Annotated in this window: 19 protein-coding genes; 5 read left to right on the top strand and 14 right to left on the bottom strand. The window is 65.5% G+C overall.

Annotated elements, in window-relative coordinates:
* Positions 1–12: 12 nt before the first annotated feature.
* Genes METLW4_RS26330 through METLW4_RS0106205 form a run of 3 tightly spaced genes read right to left on the bottom strand, consistent with a single transcriptional unit; the run spans position 13 to position 2,742 of the window.
* The gene (locus METLW4_RS26330) at positions 13–531 is read right to left on the bottom strand and encodes a TadE/TadG family type IV pilus assembly protein (protein WP_018265342.1); all 519 of its coding nucleotides are present in this window, start codon (positions 529–531) and stop codon (positions 13–15) included.
* Positions 524–1,015 carry a TadE/TadG family type IV pilus assembly protein gene (locus tag METLW4_RS0106210; RefSeq protein ID WP_157234932.1) on the bottom strand — a complete coding sequence of 164 codons (492 nt, stop codon included), beginning with the start codon at positions 1,013–1,015 and terminating at the stop codon, positions 524–526. The genes METLW4_RS26330 and METLW4_RS0106210 overlap by 8 nt, the downstream gene beginning before the upstream one ends.
* 14 nt (positions 1,016–1,029) lie before the next feature.
* On the bottom strand, positions 1,030–2,742 hold the full coding sequence (locus METLW4_RS0106205; RefSeq protein ID WP_020493720.1) for a TadE/TadG family type IV pilus assembly protein: 1,713 nt from the start codon (positions 2,740–2,742) through the stop codon (positions 1,030–1,032).
* Positions 2,743–3,129: 387 nt separating this feature from the next.
* Between METLW4_RS0106205 and METLW4_RS0106200 the strand changes: the two genes are divergently transcribed.
* Together METLW4_RS0106200 and METLW4_RS0106195 are read left to right on the top strand one after the other, a co-directional pair.
* Positions 3,130–3,390: a DUF6111 family protein gene (locus tag METLW4_RS0106200; protein WP_018265340.1), complete on the top strand. Its 261-nt coding sequence runs from the start codon at positions 3,130–3,132 to the stop codon at positions 3,388–3,390.
* Position 3,391: 1 nt separating this feature from the next.
* Entirely contained in the window at positions 3,392–4,636 is a 1,245-nt protein-coding gene (locus METLW4_RS0106195) for a CCA tRNA nucleotidyltransferase (RefSeq protein ID WP_018265339.1), read from the top strand.
* Here METLW4_RS0106195 and METLW4_RS0106190 read toward each other — a convergent pair.
* The gene (locus tag METLW4_RS0106190; protein ID WP_018265338.1) at positions 4,631–4,921 is read right to left on the bottom strand and encodes a hypothetical protein; all 291 of its coding nucleotides are present in this window, start codon (positions 4,919–4,921) and stop codon (positions 4,631–4,633) included. The genes METLW4_RS0106195 and METLW4_RS0106190 overlap by 6 nt on opposite strands.
* Positions 4,922–5,098: 177 nt before the next feature.
* Here METLW4_RS0106190 and METLW4_RS0106185 point away from each other — a divergent pair, with 177 nt between their 5' ends.
* Positions 5,099–5,353, top strand: a complete 255-nt coding sequence (locus tag METLW4_RS0106185; protein ID WP_018265337.1) for a hypothetical protein — start codon at positions 5,099–5,101, stop codon at positions 5,351–5,353.
* Between the two features lie 65 nt (positions 5,354–5,418).
* Positions 5,419–7,101: a cation:proton antiporter domain-containing protein gene (locus METLW4_RS0106180; RefSeq protein ID WP_018265336.1), complete on the top strand. Its 1,683-nt coding sequence runs from the start codon at positions 5,419–5,421 to the stop codon at positions 7,099–7,101.
* On the opposite strand, the gene METLW4_RS0106175 is transcribed toward METLW4_RS0106180, so the two are convergent.
* Positions 7,102–7,761 carry a M15 family metallopeptidase gene (locus tag METLW4_RS0106175; RefSeq protein ID WP_018265335.1) on the bottom strand — a complete coding sequence of 220 codons (660 nt, stop codon included), beginning with the start codon at positions 7,759–7,761 and terminating at the stop codon, positions 7,102–7,104. It abuts the gene before it with no gap.
* Positions 7,762–7,839: 78 nt separating this feature from the next.
* On the opposite strand from METLW4_RS0106175, the gene METLW4_RS0106170 reads away from it, so the two are divergent.
* Positions 7,840–8,337: a GNAT family N-acetyltransferase gene (locus tag METLW4_RS0106170; RefSeq protein ID WP_018265334.1), complete on the top strand. Its 498-nt coding sequence runs from the start codon at positions 7,840–7,842 to the stop codon at positions 8,335–8,337.
* A gap of 4 nt (positions 8,338–8,341) precedes the next feature.
* Here METLW4_RS0106170 and METLW4_RS0106165 read toward each other — a convergent pair whose 3' ends face one another.
* The 9 genes from METLW4_RS0106165 to METLW4_RS0106120 all read right to left on the bottom strand — a co-directional run bounded on the left by METLW4_RS0106165 (position 8,342) and on the right by METLW4_RS0106120 (position 14,586).
* Entirely contained in the window at positions 8,342–9,544 is a 1,203-nt protein-coding gene (locus tag METLW4_RS0106165) for a DNA methyltransferase (RefSeq protein WP_018265333.1), read from the bottom strand.
* Between the two features lie 22 nt (positions 9,545–9,566).
* Entirely contained in the window at positions 9,567–10,697 is a 1,131-nt protein-coding gene (gene tgt / locus METLW4_RS0106160) for a tRNA guanosine(34) transglycosylase Tgt (RefSeq protein ID WP_018265332.1), read from the bottom strand.
* 13 nt (positions 10,698–10,710) lie between these two features.
* The gene (locus METLW4_RS0106155; RefSeq protein WP_018265331.1) at positions 10,711–11,055 is read right to left on the bottom strand and encodes a hypothetical protein; all 345 of its coding nucleotides are present in this window, start codon (positions 11,053–11,055) and stop codon (positions 10,711–10,713) included.
* Positions 11,052–12,104: a tRNA preQ1(34) S-adenosylmethionine ribosyltransferase-isomerase QueA gene (gene queA, locus METLW4_RS0106150; RefSeq protein ID WP_018265330.1), complete on the bottom strand. Its 1,053-nt coding sequence runs from the start codon at positions 12,102–12,104 to the stop codon at positions 11,052–11,054. Before queA ends, METLW4_RS0106155 begins: the two co-directional genes overlap by 4 nt.
* Positions 12,105–12,331: 227 nt before the next feature.
* The gene (locus tag METLW4_RS0106140; protein ID WP_018265328.1) at positions 12,332–12,778 is read right to left on the bottom strand and encodes a peptidylprolyl isomerase; all 447 of its coding nucleotides are present in this window, start codon (positions 12,776–12,778) and stop codon (positions 12,332–12,334) included.
* An 84-nt stretch (positions 12,779–12,862) separates the two neighbouring features.
* Positions 12,863–13,414 carry a peptidylprolyl isomerase gene (locus METLW4_RS0106135; protein WP_018265327.1) on the bottom strand — a complete coding sequence of 184 codons (552 nt, stop codon included), beginning with the start codon at positions 13,412–13,414 and terminating at the stop codon, positions 12,863–12,865.
* 27 nt (positions 13,415–13,441) lie between these two features.
* Positions 13,442–13,942, bottom strand: coding sequence for a pantetheine-phosphate adenylyltransferase (gene coaD / locus METLW4_RS0106130; RefSeq protein ID WP_018265326.1), 501 nt, complete (start codon positions 13,940–13,942; stop codon positions 13,442–13,444).
* 63 nt (positions 13,943–14,005) lie between these two features.
* Positions 14,006–14,296, bottom strand: a complete 291-nt coding sequence (locus METLW4_RS0106125) for a HigA family addiction module antitoxin (RefSeq protein ID WP_018265325.1) — start codon at positions 14,294–14,296, stop codon at positions 14,006–14,008.
* An 11-nt stretch (positions 14,297–14,307) separates the two neighbouring features.
* Complete coding sequence (locus METLW4_RS0106120) at positions 14,308–14,586, bottom strand: type II toxin-antitoxin system RelE/ParE family toxin (protein WP_018265324.1); 279 nt, start codon at positions 14,584–14,586, stop codon at positions 14,308–14,310.
* Positions 14,587–14,627: the final 41 nt, after the last annotated feature.

Here is a 14,627-nt window from a genome sequence, read left to right as displayed (position 1 = left end):
AGCCGCCCGCGCTCAGAGCGAATAGCGCGAGGACAAAGAGACGCTGATCCCGATCAGGAGATTATAGACATAGACGCTCTGCGCGACGATGCGCGTGTCGCCGCTCATCATATTGGTGGCGATGCCCGAATTATTGGCGGTCGGCGCCGTCGTCGTCTGATAGAGGACGGATTCCGAGATCGCGCCGCTGGTCATGGATTTGGCGAGATATCGCACCGAGACATTGAGGTTGGCGGGCGCCGTCGCGCCTTGCATCACGAAAATAATATTCCCGAGCACGGTTTTCGCGCCGGTCGACAGCGAGGCGTTGGCGGTCGAGGTCGCCGGCGTGACGAGCGTCTGCGCCGTCCAGGCGAGGGATTCGGTCATTTGCGCGACATTGCGATAGGCGAGCAAGGCGCGGCAGCTCTCGACGACGCCGAGCAGCAGCATGACGAGAACCGGCGCGAGCAATCCGAACTCCACCGCGACGATGCCGCTTCGCGCGCGCGGTCCACGAAAGCCAAAACGTGCGAGAGCGCGCTCACGCATTGGGCGTCACCGTGACGACGGAATAGTCGATCTTCTTGTTCACTATGCTCGACCAGACATTGTTGGCGAGCAGATTGAACGGCACGAGGCTGGTGCGCTTGGCGACGACGCGGACCAGCACGGCCGAGGACGCCCCCGGCAGCGAGAAGCTGTCCGCCGTCGGCTGCGTCGGCATGGAGGCCATGGCCGTCGTCGAGAGCGGCGAGACGGAGACGATCACATCCGTCGCCTTCTGCATCACCATATTCGCGCCGAGCACAATGGTCTTCGCCGAGGCGGCGTCGGTCGGCGGCGAGGCGGACGAGCTGATCGCGCGCGCGAGCAGAAAGGCGCCGGTCTGCACCGCGCTCATTTCCATATAGTTGACGCCGAGCTGGATCACCGAGATCACGGTGAAGATCAGCACAGGCGACAAGAAAGCGAATTCGACGACGCTCGCGCCGGAGCGATCACGCGTGAAAGCTCCGCGCGCCTTCTGCTTCACTCGCCCTCGCTGCTTCACTCGCCCGCCTCCGTCGCGGCGGCGATCCGCGCGTCTCTCGCGGTCGCGAGCCATATGTCCTCGATCATGATCGGCGCGCCATTGCGAATGGCGTGAGACTGCATCTTCATATGGCCGTCGGCGTCGATCGTCTTTTTCCAATTGGCGTCGATCGCGGTGACGCCGAGCGCGGCGAGAGTCTCGATCTCGCCGTGCTGCACGATTCCGTCGCCGTCGTCGATCCATACGGCGAGGCCGTCGAGATCGCGGCCCGTGAGGACGCCGGAGCCGCTATGGTCGAGCTTTGCGAGCGTCTCGAATCCATCCGACGTCGTGTCGGTCGGGCCGAAGAGACGCGCGGAGGACATGTCCGTCTCGGCGCGGCCGTCGCGATTGTCGACGAGAAAGCCTTGCCCATTGCCGGTGAGCCATTCGACGCGCGTCGGACCGTCCGGCGTGCGCAGCGAGACCGTGCGTCCGACCGTCGGACGAATGGCGTCGATCGCGGTGGAGACGCCGGTCGTCTCTATGCGTCCGAGGCCGATGAGATCGAGCGCGATGGGCGAGCTGATGTCGTTGCAGGCGCCGTTGAGATCTTCCCAGACGGCGTCCGTATGGCTCTTCACATAGACGAGCTTCCATCCGGCGCCGACGACGTCGGTCATCATCGTGCCGAATTTTCCGGCCGCGACATTGAAGAGATAGGCCTGCTCGTCGGTCGTGGTGTAGACGGCGCTTCCGGCGCCTGTCACCTGCGTCACCGAGGCGGAAGCGGCGAAGCCCTTCGACACGTTGAATGTCACCGTATAGGGGCCGGATTTGGCGCCGTTGAGCACGGTCGTCGTGAGCGTGAGGGTGGAGAGTCCGGCGGAGGGAGACGGCGAGAGGGAGACGGTTCCCGAATAGCTGGAATTGCTCATCGTCTCCGTGCGCGCAGAGCGCACATAGGCGCTGGCGGAACAATAGGCGCTGCTGGAGCTCGAAGAGGACGAGTTGCTGCTCGAGCTGGACGAGCTCGCCGTGTAGGGAAGAGCGTCCTCGCAGAATTGCGGCATGCTTCCGTCCTTGTTGACGTCATGGACGAAGACGGTGGTGGCGGTCGCAGTGGTCGCGGGGATGAGGTAATCGGCGCTGATGACATTGCGCGAGAGCAGCTGCGTGGCGTTGGACGCGTCGAGGCTGGCGTAGCTCACGACATATTGCGTGGGGCTCGACGCCTGCGACAACGCCGCCAGCTTGCTCATCGTGAGCGTCTGGCCGGCGACATTGTTGGCGGCGTAGATATAGGAGCCGCTCGTGCATTGATATTGCGTCGTCGAGGTCTTGGGGCATTGCGCGCGCACGGCTAGATCGGAGCCGCGATAGCCTAGCGCCGCGCCGAAGGTGGAACGCACCGTCTGCGTCAAGGCCAGCGAATAGGTCGAGCCTGCGTCGGTGAGCGAGACGGAAGCGCTGGAGGTCGACGAATTGGAGCCGAGCTCGCCCGTGGCGTAGCGCTGCGCCATGGCGACGACGTCGGTCGAGGTCGGGTAATTCACCGTCGAGGCGCTGGAAATCTGGCGGCAGGTCGCATCGGCGACGCGCTTCAATCCCGCTTGCGTGTTCTGCACGCGATAAGTGTCGATCCCGAGCCCCACCGCACCCACCAGAGCGAGCGCGGAAATGCCGAATATGATGGCGACGGAGCCGAAGGAATCATCGGCGAAAGAACGAGGCGCCGGTTTGCGCATGCGGGACTCCAAAATGCGACGAAACGCGCGCGAACGAGCGCTCCATCGAAGCGACGAGGAGGACAGGCCGGAGTCCAACCGGCTCGACGGTGATGGCTTCATGCCGCGGATTTGAATCCGCACCGTCGTCTAGGAGCGAATGGGAGACACTCGCGGAAGCCCGGAACACGAGGGGCTCGGGAAATATTGGAAGCGAGAATGGCCCCAAAACCTTTTCAAAAAATTGAGACGGCTCCCGACAAAGAGTTTCCGAACGCGGCTAATTATTTGTAACTGCGCTGAACTTCGCCGCGCTCGGCGCGCCGTCGCGGCGTGCTATGATCGCGCGAGGTTCGGCGCGGCGATTCCCCTCCCGGTGAAAAATCGCCCTTCGTGCGAGGCGTCCCAATGTGGCGGGTCATCGGTCAGCCGGCTTTGCTCTTCGTCACGCCCTTCGTCGCCTATGCGCTCTATCTTTTGGCGCGGCGGCGCTGGCCTTTTGTGGCGACGCTTTGGACGCGCGGCGTCGTCTCGACGTTGACGATCGCCGGCCTCGCCGTCGCCGTGGCCGGCTTCGTGTTTCTCGCTCTGCTGTCGCCGCGCAATGAAGGGACCTATGTCCCGGCGCATATAGAGGACGGCCGGCTCGCGCCCGGCCGCTTTCAGTGATTTGCCGATCCGACTGCTCGACAATCCCAAGATCATCCGCCTGCTCGAGGCGCTGCGCGCGACCGGCGGCGAGACGCGCATCGTCGGCGGCGCCGTGCGCGATTCGCTGCTCGGCCGGCCGCCGCATGAGATCGACCTCGCCACCACCGCTCTGCCCGAAGCAGTGATCGCGGCGGCCGCGGCGGCCGGGCTCAAGAGCGCGCCGACCGGCATAGATCACGGCACTGTGACGATCGTCGTCGAGGGCACGCCCTTCGAGGTGACAACCTTGCGCGAGGATGTCGAGACCTTCGGCCGCCACGCCAAGGTGCGCTTCGGCGATGATTTCGAGAAGGACGCGCTGCGCCGCGACTTCACCATCAATGCGCTGTCGCTCTCGCCGGACGGGCAGATTCACGATTACACCGGCGGGCGCGCGGATATAGAGGCGCGCCGCGTGCGCTTCATCGGCGATCCGGCGACGCGCATCGCCGAGGATCATTTGCGCGTGCTGCGCTTCTTCCGCTTTCACGCCGCTTTCGGCGAGGGTCCGCTGGACCCCGCCGGGCTGCATGCGGCGATTGTCGCCCGCGCGAGCCTCGCCAAGCTCTCCGGCGAGCGCATCCGCGCCGAGACGCTAAAGCTGCTCGCCGCTCGGCGGGCGGTCGAGGTTGCGCGCGAAATCTCGCAGGCGGGCGTGCTCGAGGTCGTGGTCGGCGCGAGCTTTCCGGCGCGGCTCGAGCGTCTGGCCGCGGTCGAGGCGGCGCTGTCCCACGTCGCCGATCCGCTGCTGCGCCTCTGCGCGCTCTGCGTTCTCGTCCCGGAGGACGCCGATCGGCTGCGCGATCGGCTACGGCTCTCCAACGCCGAGCATCGCCGTCTCGCCCATGCGGCGCGCCTGCTGGAAGGGCTCCATGGCGCGGCCTCGCCGCCGCGGGAGCTGGAGCTTCTGCGCCTCCTCTTCGAGCAGGGCCGCGCCGCCGCGCGCGACGCGCTGGCTCTTGCACATGCGGAGAGCCCCGCCGCCGCCGATGCGGAATTCTGGTTGCGCGGCGCGCGCTTTCTCGCCGAGACGCCGGCGCCGGATTTTCCGGTGAAGGCGGCCGATCTCATGGCGCGCGGACTTTCACCCGGCCGCGCGCTGGGAGCCGTGCTGAAGGAGCTGCAGGCGAAATGGATCCGCGCCGGCTTCCCTCGCGATCCGGCGACGGTGACGCGGCTCGTCGAAGAGGCGGCGCGCGAGGCGCTGCGCCCGTCGAGGCTATAGCAGGCTGCGTCCGAACATCAGCACCGCCACGAACAGTCCGAGCATGGCGAGCACGAATAGAAGATCGGCGATCAGCTCATAATTCAGCAGCGTCCGCAGCTGTAGCAGGGAAGCGAAGGAGAAGAGGCAGGCGCCGACGAAGCCGACCGCGGAGACCATGGCCACCTCGTCGAGCAGCGTGCTGTCGCTGACCTTGCTGATCTTGAGGCCGGTGATCAGCACGAAGCAGATGCCGAGCAGATTGGAGGCCGCGGTCAAAATATGCGGCTGGCGATTTTGAGACATTTTCCGTATCTGGCTCCGCTGGGACGCTCGGCCAAATCCTAGGGCGTCGCCGGGCCGGGGCCAGAGGCGCCGGCGGATATCCGCGACGGCGGAAAATCTGCCGCGCATCGCTGCGCGCGGCTTTTCTTTTCGCCGCCGGGCGCGCTATCATTCTTTCGTCGGCCGCGGGAGTTGCGTATGAGCGTCGAGACCAGACAGCCGAGAGATGTGGCGCGTCGCCTCGCCGATCGCGCCCGCAGCGTCAAGAGCGCGCGCAGCGACGGCTGGCGCCGGGAGACCTTCACGCTCGAGCGCGGCGAGGCCCGCGCCAAGGCGCGCGAATGGTTCGACCTCTATCCCAAAGCCGCCTATATGACCGAGATCGAGTTCTGGCGAGAGCTCGAGGACGGCCGCATCGAATTCACCATTCGTCGCCTGCCCAGCGCCGACTGACCTCCCCTCCTTTCCTCTGGCGCTCGAATTGCTCTATTCGAGGGTCTCGCTTTTCAGGAGGGAAGATGCAACACGGCGTCGATCTCATCACGACCCTCGCCGCCGCGCTCGGCCTCGCGCTGTTCATGGGGCTCATCGCCGCCAAGCTGCGGCTCTCCCCGCTGGTCGGCTATCTCTTCGCCGGAATAGCGATCGGCCCGGCGACGCCCGGCTTCGTCGCCGATGTCGCCCTCGCCGATCAGCTCGCCGAGATCGGCATTATTCTGCTGATGTTCGGCGTCGGCCTGCATCTCTCGCTCGAAGACCTCCTCTCCGTCCGCCGCATCGCCGCGCCGGGAGCGGTGGTGCAAATGGCCATAGCGACGGCGCTGGGCGTCGGCGTCGCCACCTATTGGGGCTGGCATTTCGGCGCGGCGCTGATCTTCGGCCTCTCGCTCTCCTGCGCCAGCACCGTCGTGCTGCTGCGCGCGCTGGAGGAGCGCGGCGAGATGGACACGATCAACGGCCGCATCGCCGTCGGCTGGCTCGTCGTCGAGGATTTGGCGACCGTGCTGCTGCTGGTGCTGCTGCCGCCGGCCGCCGGCCTGCTCGGCGGCGGCGATCCAGACGCCATGGCGGGCGAGACGAACCTTTGGCCGATCGTCGGCCTGACGCTCGCCAAAGTGGCGGCCTTCGTCATTTTGATGCTGGTGGTCGGGCGCTGGCTGTTCCCGCGCCTCCTGTTCTGGGTGGCGGGCGTCGGCTCGCGCGAGCTGTTCACGCTCTGCGTCGTGGCCACGGCGATCGGCGTCGCCTATGGCTCGGCCAAGCTCTTCGACGTCTCCTTCGCGCTGGGCGCTTTTTTCGCCGGCATGATGATGCGCGAATCCGAGTTCAGCCATCGCGCCGCCGATGAATCCCTGCCGCTGCGCGACGCTTTCTCCGTCCTGTTCTTCGTCTCGGTCGGCATGGCCTTCGATCCGCGCGCTTTCGTCGAGGAGCCTTGGCGCGTGCTCGCCGTCGTCGGCATTGTGATGGTTGGCAAGACGCTCGCCGCCGTCGGCCTCACCCTCGCGCTGCGCTATCCGCTGGACACGGCGCTGACCGTCGGCGCCAGCCTGGCGCAGATCGGCGAATTCTCTTTCATTCTGGCCGGGCTCGGCGTCTCGCTCGGCCTCATCTCGCCAGACGGCCGCAATCTGATCCTCGCCGGCGCGCTGGTCTCCATCGCGCTCAACTCGCTGGTCTTCGTGTCCATAGAGCCGATCCGCGCGCGGCTCGGACAAAGAGCGCGCTCGCTCGATCCGCTGGCGGAATTGCCGCCCGACGTCGACGATTCCCGCCTCGCCGGCCAGATCGTGCTGGTCGGCTATGGCCGCGTCGGGAGCCGCATCGGCGAGAAGCTGCTGGAATGGGGCGCGCCTTTCGTCGTCATCGAGCAGAATCGCGAATTGGTGGAGGCGCTGCGGTCACGAGATATCGCCGCCGTCTGCGGCGACGCCTCCGAGCCCGCCGCTCTGGCGCAGGCCCATATCGCGCGGGCGCGCGCGCTGATCGTCTCGACGACGCCCGACAGCTGCGACCTGCAGAAAACGATCGCGGCGGCGCGGAGGGTCAATCCCGCCGTCGACGTGGCGCTGCGCGCGCGCGACGAGGCGGAGGCCGAGCTGCTGGAGAGTCAGAACATCGGCCGGGTGTTCTCGCCGGAGACGGAGCTCTCGCTCGGCATGCTCGGCTATTTGTTCGAGCGGCTCGGCAAGAGCGGCTGATTACTCGATCTCGACGTCATAGCTCGGCGCCTCGCCCGCGCCGGCGAAGGCGAAATGCCACCATTCGGTCGGCAGATTGTGAAAGCCATGGATGCGCATCAGCGTCTCGAGGCGGCGGCGATGCTCCTGCGCCTGCGCACTCACATCCTTGTTCGCGGTCCAGGAGCGCTCGTCGAAATAGTCGAAAGGCGTGCCGAAATCCCAGCCCAGCACGCCGAGATCGACGGCGAGCCCGGTGGAATGCGATGATTTTTCGGCGATATAGCCGCGCGCGAACAGATCGCGCTTGTTCTCATGCGGATAATATTGCGCCTTCATGCTCTCGTCCGGGCCTTTCGCCCAATCGATGAAAGCGGCGACGGCGCGACGCGGGCGGTAACAATCATAGAGAATGAGCTCGAAGCCTTGGCGCTTCGCCTCGCCCTGCACGGCGATGAGCGCCTTGGCGGCGTCCTCGCGCAGCCAGCATTGCGCGGCCTTGTAACCCGGCACGGGACGGCCGGTGAAATTATCGGCGCCGGCGTAGCGCATATCCTGCACGATCTGCGGCGCGAGATCGGCCAGCCGCACAAAGCCCGGCGGAAGCGTGGCCGCAGCGGCGGCGCAAGCGACGCAGGCGCCGGCGGCGGCGGCGATATCGCGGGTGGTTTTGGAGGTCATGAGGCGGCTCGGCGTTGACGGTGGCGCGGCATGCCGACACTATTAGCCTAGGGACCGGCCCGATCAAAGGCGTCGCACATGCTCATTCGAGACGAGAGCGCAGCAGATCGCGTCGCGGTGCGCGAAGTTCACAGCGCCGCCTTCCGAGACCATCCATTCAGCAAGGGGCGCGAGGGAGAGCTCGTCGACGCGCTGCGCGAGGCCGGCGCTCTGACCATCTCGCTCATCGCCGAGGCCGGATTCATCGTCGGCCATGTCGCGATCTCGCCTGTCACGATCGACGGAACTACGGTCGGCTGGTTCGGCCTCGGACCGGTCGCCGTGCTGTCAGAGCATCGGCGCCAGGGCGTCGGCGCCACGCTTATCGACGCCGGTCTGGCGCGGCTCCGCGCCGCCGGCGCCGCCGGATGCGTCGTCTTCGGCGAGCCGAAATATTATGGCCGCTTCGGATTCCGGTCCCATGCCGGACTTCGCTTCGTTGGAGGTCCGCCGGAACTTTTCATGGCCCTGCCATTTGCAGCGCCAATCCCGAGCGGCGCTGTCGATTATCATCCATCATTCGCGCTGGTCGACTGAGACGCTAAATCCGCCTCAGCGTCACCACGCGGTTCGTGTTGGTGCCCTTGGCGTTATTGCCGACGCCCCAGCAATTGCTGGTCTTGGTAAAGCTCTGGCTGTTGACCAGCACAAAGAGCCGTTCGAAAGGCAAGCCCTCCGCCGCGCGCCAGACGAGCCGCTCCAGCAGGACCTTTCCGCCGCGCACCTCGCCGACCTCGAAGGCGACATGCCCGCCGGGCGCGACGATGCGCGCGAATTCCGTGAGGCAGGCGCGCACCATCCGCTCCCATTCCGCCTCGCTGCGATGCGCGGAAATGCGCACCGTATCCGTATCGACGCCGGCGAACCAATTGCGCAGCCAATTGTCGCTCGCATATTGCACGACATCCAGAAAGGGCGGCGAGGTGACGACGAGCCGCACTTCCGCGTCGCCGGCATAGGGCGCGCGCCAGGCTTCGCTGGTGGCGAGCACGGCGGGCGGATGCGGCGGCGGCGCGCCATCGGCGAGCAGCGCGCGCGATTTGCGCAGGATCAGCGTCGCCACGTCGCGCAAGGGCGGCGTCTGCTCGCGCTTGGCGTTGATCTTGGCCTGCGCCTCGATGGAAACCGCCTGGTTCGGCGGCAACGAATAGACCGAGAAAAAGCCGGGCGAGTGGCCGGTCAGGCGATTGATCGCGACCATGCGAATCCAATCGTCGACCTCATCCGTGTCGCGCTCGAGCAAATGGCGACGCAGCGCGCAGAGGCGGCGCAAAGTCTCGGGATGATAGAAGACGAGAAGATCGCTTCGCTCGATCTCGCCTTGCTCCCAAGGGATTTCGGCGAGGCGATTCTCTATGGCCACGAGCGACAGCGGCGACAGGCGCGGGCGCGTTAGCAGAATGGAGAGCGGATTGATATCCGCGCCCATGGGTCGCCGCCCTTGCAGCGCCGCCTCGAGCGGCGTCGTGCCGCGGCCCATGAAGGGATCGAGCACCGCGTCTCCCGGCGAGGTGAGGCGCGAGATGAAAAAGCCCGGCAGCTGCGGCTTGAAGCAGCCGCGATAGCTGATCTCGTGCAGAGAATGCGCCTGCCTCTGCGCCGAGGTCCAGAATTCATTGACGAGATAGAGGAGCCCTTCCTCCTCTATCCGCCGCGTCGGCGCGCCGAAAGCGTCGAAGGCGAGCAGCTCTGCTTGAAGAGTATCGGTCGAGCAGGCGAGATTGCGAGCGAGCGCTTGGGGCATGAATCACCCTTGTTCACGCCGACTATAGCGCCTTCGCCTCTCCGCGCGCCCAGCCTTCCTTCGTCTGCGCAATGAAATCGGCGAGACGCCCCTGCTCTATCGCCTCGCGCAGGCCCGCCATCAGCTCCTGATAATAGGCGACATTGATCTCGGTCAGCAGCATCATGCCGAGGATTTCTTGCGCCTTCACCAAATGATGCAGATAGGCGCGGGAATAATCGCGCGCCGAGGCGCAGGCGGCGCCGTCGTCGAGCGGCGCGGGATCGTCGGCATGACGCGCATTACGAAGATTTACGCGGCCGAAGCGCGTGTAGGCGAGGCCATGGCGCCCGGCGCGCGTCGGCATCACGCAATCGAACATATCGACGCCGCGCAGCACGGATTGCACGATATCATCCGGCGTGCCGACGCCCATGAGATAACGCGGCTTCTCCTCCGGCAGATGCGGAATGACGATGTCGAGCATCGCCAGCATCACATCCTGCGGCTCGCCGACCGCGAGGCCGCCTATGGCGAGACCATGGAAATCCATGGCGGCCAGCGCCTTCGCGCTCTCTATGCGCAGCGGCGGCGAGGCGCCGCCCTGCACGATGCCGAACAGCGCCTTGCCTCTGGCGTCACCGAACGCCTTGCGCGAGCGCTCCGCCCAGCGCAGCGACAGACGCATGGCGCGCTCGGCCTCCGCATCCGTGCAAGGCAGGCGCACGCATTCGTCGAATTGCATGTGAATGTCGGAGTCGAGCAGGCGCTGAATCTCCATCGAGCGCTCGGGCGTCAGCATGTGGCGCGAGCCGTCGATATGCGATTGAAAGGCGACGCCCTCCTCGTTCAGCTTGCGCAGCTTCGACAGCGACATCACTTGAAAGCCGCCGGAATCGGTGAGGATCGGATGCGGCCAATTCATGAATTTATGCAGGCCGCCGAGCGCGGCGACGCGCTCCGCGCCGGGGCGCAGCATCAGATGATAGACATTGCCGAGCACGATATCGGCGCCGGTCGCGCGCACATCCTGCGGAAACATCGCCTTGACCGTCGCCGCCGTGCCCACGGGCATGAAGGCCGGCGTGCGTATGTCGCCGCGCGGCGTCGAGACGAGGCCGCGCCGCGCCGCGCCGTCCTTCGCCAGCAGCCGAAAAGAAAATTGCTCGGTCATGCGTCTCTCTCACTCAGCTCTTGGCGCCGAGAGACGCCACTTTGACGATCTCATAAACACCGAAATCGCGCTCGTTCCAATGCATGGTGAAGCGCTCGCCGACCTTGATGACGATGCTGCGCAGATCGGTGCGCCACGCTTCCGCCGCGCCGACGCCGAAATCCAGAGCGCCGTCGCGCCGCAGCACGAAAGGCCGGCATTTGCCGCCCGAAAGATCGCAGGCGCCGAATGTCTCCCAATGCGAGATCACGCGGCGGCTGTCGGCGTCTATGCGCAGATCGAGCGTCAGAGGACATTCGGTGCGATCGTCGCGCCAGAGCGCCAGCACGCGCACATCGAGGAAAGCCGGCTCGCTCATTTGCGCAGCAGCAGGCAAGCGTCGCCGTAGGAATAGAAGCGATAGCCGCGATCGATTGCATGGGCGTAGGCCTCGCGCATGCGCTCGAGGCCGGCGAAGGCGCAGATCAGCATGAACAAGGTCGAGCGCGGCAGATGGAAATTGGTGAGCAGCGCGTCGACGGCGCGAAAGCGATAGCCGGGCGTGATGAAGATCGCCGTGTCGCTCGCGAATTCCGCGAGCGTTCCGTCCTCGCGCGCAGCGCTCTCCAGCACGCGCAACGCGGTCGTTCCCACAGCGACGATGCGCCCTCCCCGCGCGCGCGTCTCGTTCAACGCGCGCGCGGTGGCGGCGTCGACGCGGCCCCATTCGGAATGCATCTTATGCTCGGCCGTATCCTCGACCTTCACCGGAAGAAAGGTGCCGGCGCCGACATGCAGCGTCACGCGATGCAGCGCGACGCCCTTCGCCTGCAGCTCCTCGACGAGGCGCGGCGTGAAATGCAGGCCCGCGGTCGGCGCGGCGACGGCGCCGGCATTGGCGGCGAACAGGGTTTGATAGTCGGTCTCGTCGCGCGCGTCGGCGGCGCGTTGGCCGGAGATATAGGGCGGCAGCGGCATGACGCCGGCGGCCTCCACGGCTTCGTCCAGCGCGGCGCCCGCGAGCGCGAAGCCGAGCAATATCTCGCCATTCTCGCCCTTCTCGAGCGCTGTCGCCGTGAGCGCGCCATCCGCGCCGAAGCGCACGGTCTCGCCGAGAGCGAGCTTCTTCGCCGGCTTGACCAGCGCGCGCCAACGATCGGCAGCGACGCGTTCTATGAGCGTCGCCTCGATATGAGCGCGCGTTTCGCCGCGCGCGCGAAAGCCGGAAAGGCGCGCATGAATAACGCGCGTGTCGTTGACGACGAGCGCGTCGCCGGGCGCGAGGAAGTCCGGCAGATCGCGAATAGAGCGGTCGAGAAAGTCGCCGTCCGGCGGCGCGACGAGCAGACGCGCGCTGTCGCGCGGCTCGGCGGGGCGCAGCGCGATCCGGTCTCGCGGAAGCTCGAAATCGAAGAGATCGACGCGCATGGGTGTTTTTGCGAAGCCTGCGTGCGCGACTCCTTCTCCCACTCGTGGGAAAAGGTGGCCCTCGCGTCAGCGAGGGTCGGATGAGGGCGCCGCCGCATGGACAATGCAATCGGCGCCGCCTCGAAATTCGATCGGCGATGGAGAGAGCCCTCATCCGACCCGGCTGCGCCGGGCCGCCTTCTCCCGCGAGCGGGAGAAGGAAGCGCGCGCTCGCAAAGACAGCTAACTCAGGCCAGCGAGGCCTTGACAATCTTGTCCGGGTCCTTGACCGGCTCGCCACGCTTGATCTTGTCGACATTCTCCATGCCGGAGATCACCTCGCCCCACACCGTATACTTCTTGTCGAGGAAGCGGGCGTCATCGAAGCAGATGAAGAATTGCGAATTGGCGGAATCCGGGTTCTGCGCGCGCGCCATGGAGCAGGTGCCGCGCACATGCGGCTCGGCGTTGAACTCCTGCTTCAGATCGGGATATTTAGAGCCGCCGGTGCCGGTGCCGTGCGGACAGCCGGTCTGCGCCATGAATCCGTCGATGACGCGGTGGAACACGATCCCGTCATAGAAGCCTTCGGAGACGAGCTTCTTGATATGCGCCACATGGTTGGGCGCGAGATCGGGACGCAGCTTGATCAAAACGTCGCCCTGCGTCGTCTCGAGCTTCAGATTTTCGGACATGTTCACTCCTGTCGGTTTTACATTTTCGCCCGGCGAAGCAATCCGAGGGCCGCGGCGCTCGGATCGCAGCGCGAGAAGGCGCGATCAGCTATTGTCGCCGGCGAGGCGCAGCTTGATGATCTTGTCGGGGCTCGACACCTTGCCATTGTCGGCCTTGTCGCCCTTCTTGATCTTGTCGACGACATCCATGCCGGAGACGACCTCGCCGATCACCGTATATTGCTCCTCGAGATAGCGCGCCGGCGCGAGGCAGATGAAGAATTGCGAATTGGCCGAGTCCGGATTCTGGCTGCGCGCCATGCCCAGAGTGCCGCGCACGAATTTCTCCTTGGAGAATTCGGCGGGGATGTTCGGCAGGTCGGACTTGCCCATGCCCGTGCCGGTCGGATCGCCGGTCTGGGCCATGAAGCCGTCGATGACGCGGTGGAAGACGATTCCATCATAGAAATGACGCTTGGCCAAGGTCTCGATCTGCGCCACATGCTTGGGCGCTATGTCGGCGCGCAGCTTGATGACGATGCGGCCGTCCTTGGTGTCGAGATAGAGCGTGTGCTCGGGCGCGTCCTCGGCGCGGGCTGCGCAGGTGGAAGCGGCGGCGAGAGCGGCGAGCGTGAAGCTGCGGCGATCGATAGGCAATCGAGCCTCCCTTTGCGTTGTTTTCTGTCAGCGTCTGGAGAGCGCGCGGCGCAGAGCCTCCGCCGCCTCCGGCGGAACAAAGGCCGAAACATCGCCTCCGAGCGAGGCGATCTGCCGCACGAGCGTCGCGGTTATGTGCCGGACCGCTGGAGACGAAGGGTGAAAAATGGTCCTGATCTCCGGCGCCATGGCGAGATTCATCCCCGCCATCTGCATTTCATAGTCGAAATCGGAGCCGTCGCGCAATCCGCGCAGGATCAGCCCGGCGCCACGCTCGCGCGCCGCCTCCACCGCGAGCCCGGCGAAGGAGACCACCTCGAAATGGCAGGACGCCGCCTCCGCGAGCCCGGCGCAAACGGCTTCGATGAGCGCGACGCGCTCATCGAGCGGGATCAGAGGCGTCTTGCCCGGATGCGCGCCTATGGCGATGACGAGCCGGTCGCAGAGGCTCGCCCCGGCCCGGATCACATCCAAATGGCCGAGTGTCAGCGGATCGAAGGAGCCGGTGTAGAGGGCGGTGCGGGTCATGACGCGGATATAGGCGATTTTCTGGGCGTCGTCAGGGCGTGAGCGCTCATCGACCTTTTGACGTCATGCGGATTTTGGGAAGAGCCGCTCGACCTTGATCGACCCGGCTCTAGCGCGCACCAGTGAGAGGTCATGGTTCGCCTGCAGACGAAGCCAAGCATCGGCCGTGCTTCCGAGCGCGGCCTCCAGGCGGAACGCCATCTCGGGCGTTATCGCCGATCGCCCGGCTATGACATTATGCAGCTGTTGCCGGGTGACGCCGAGAGCTTTTGCCGCCTCACTCACAGAAACGCCCATTTCCTCGATGCTGTCTCCGATGGTCTGCCCCGGATGAGGAGGGTTTTTCATCGCCATATCAGCCTCGCTCAGTGATAGTCGACGAGGTCGACATCTGAGACCTCTCCCTTTTCCAAACGAAAAACGATCCGCCAATTCGCGCGAACCGTGATCGACCAGAGGCCATGCAGCTCGCCTTTGAGCGCATGCAGCCGAAAAGTCGCCAAATCCATGTCGGCCGGAACTTCGGCAATGTCCAGCAGAGCGAGGATCTGCTTGATCTTGCGCAGCTGGTCAGCGCTGACGCCCTTTGGATCGTCCTGCTCGAACAGCCGCTTCAGACCCTTGTGCCGAAAGCTCGCGATCACTCGACCCAGCCGCCATTGTAAAACATCGATTTACATTTGTC

The organism is Methylosinus sp. LW4, assembly GCF_000379125.1.
Lineage (GTDB): Bacteria > Pseudomonadota > Alphaproteobacteria > Rhizobiales > Beijerinckiaceae > Methylosinus.
This window is presented reverse-complemented; position numbering and strand designations above follow the sequence as displayed.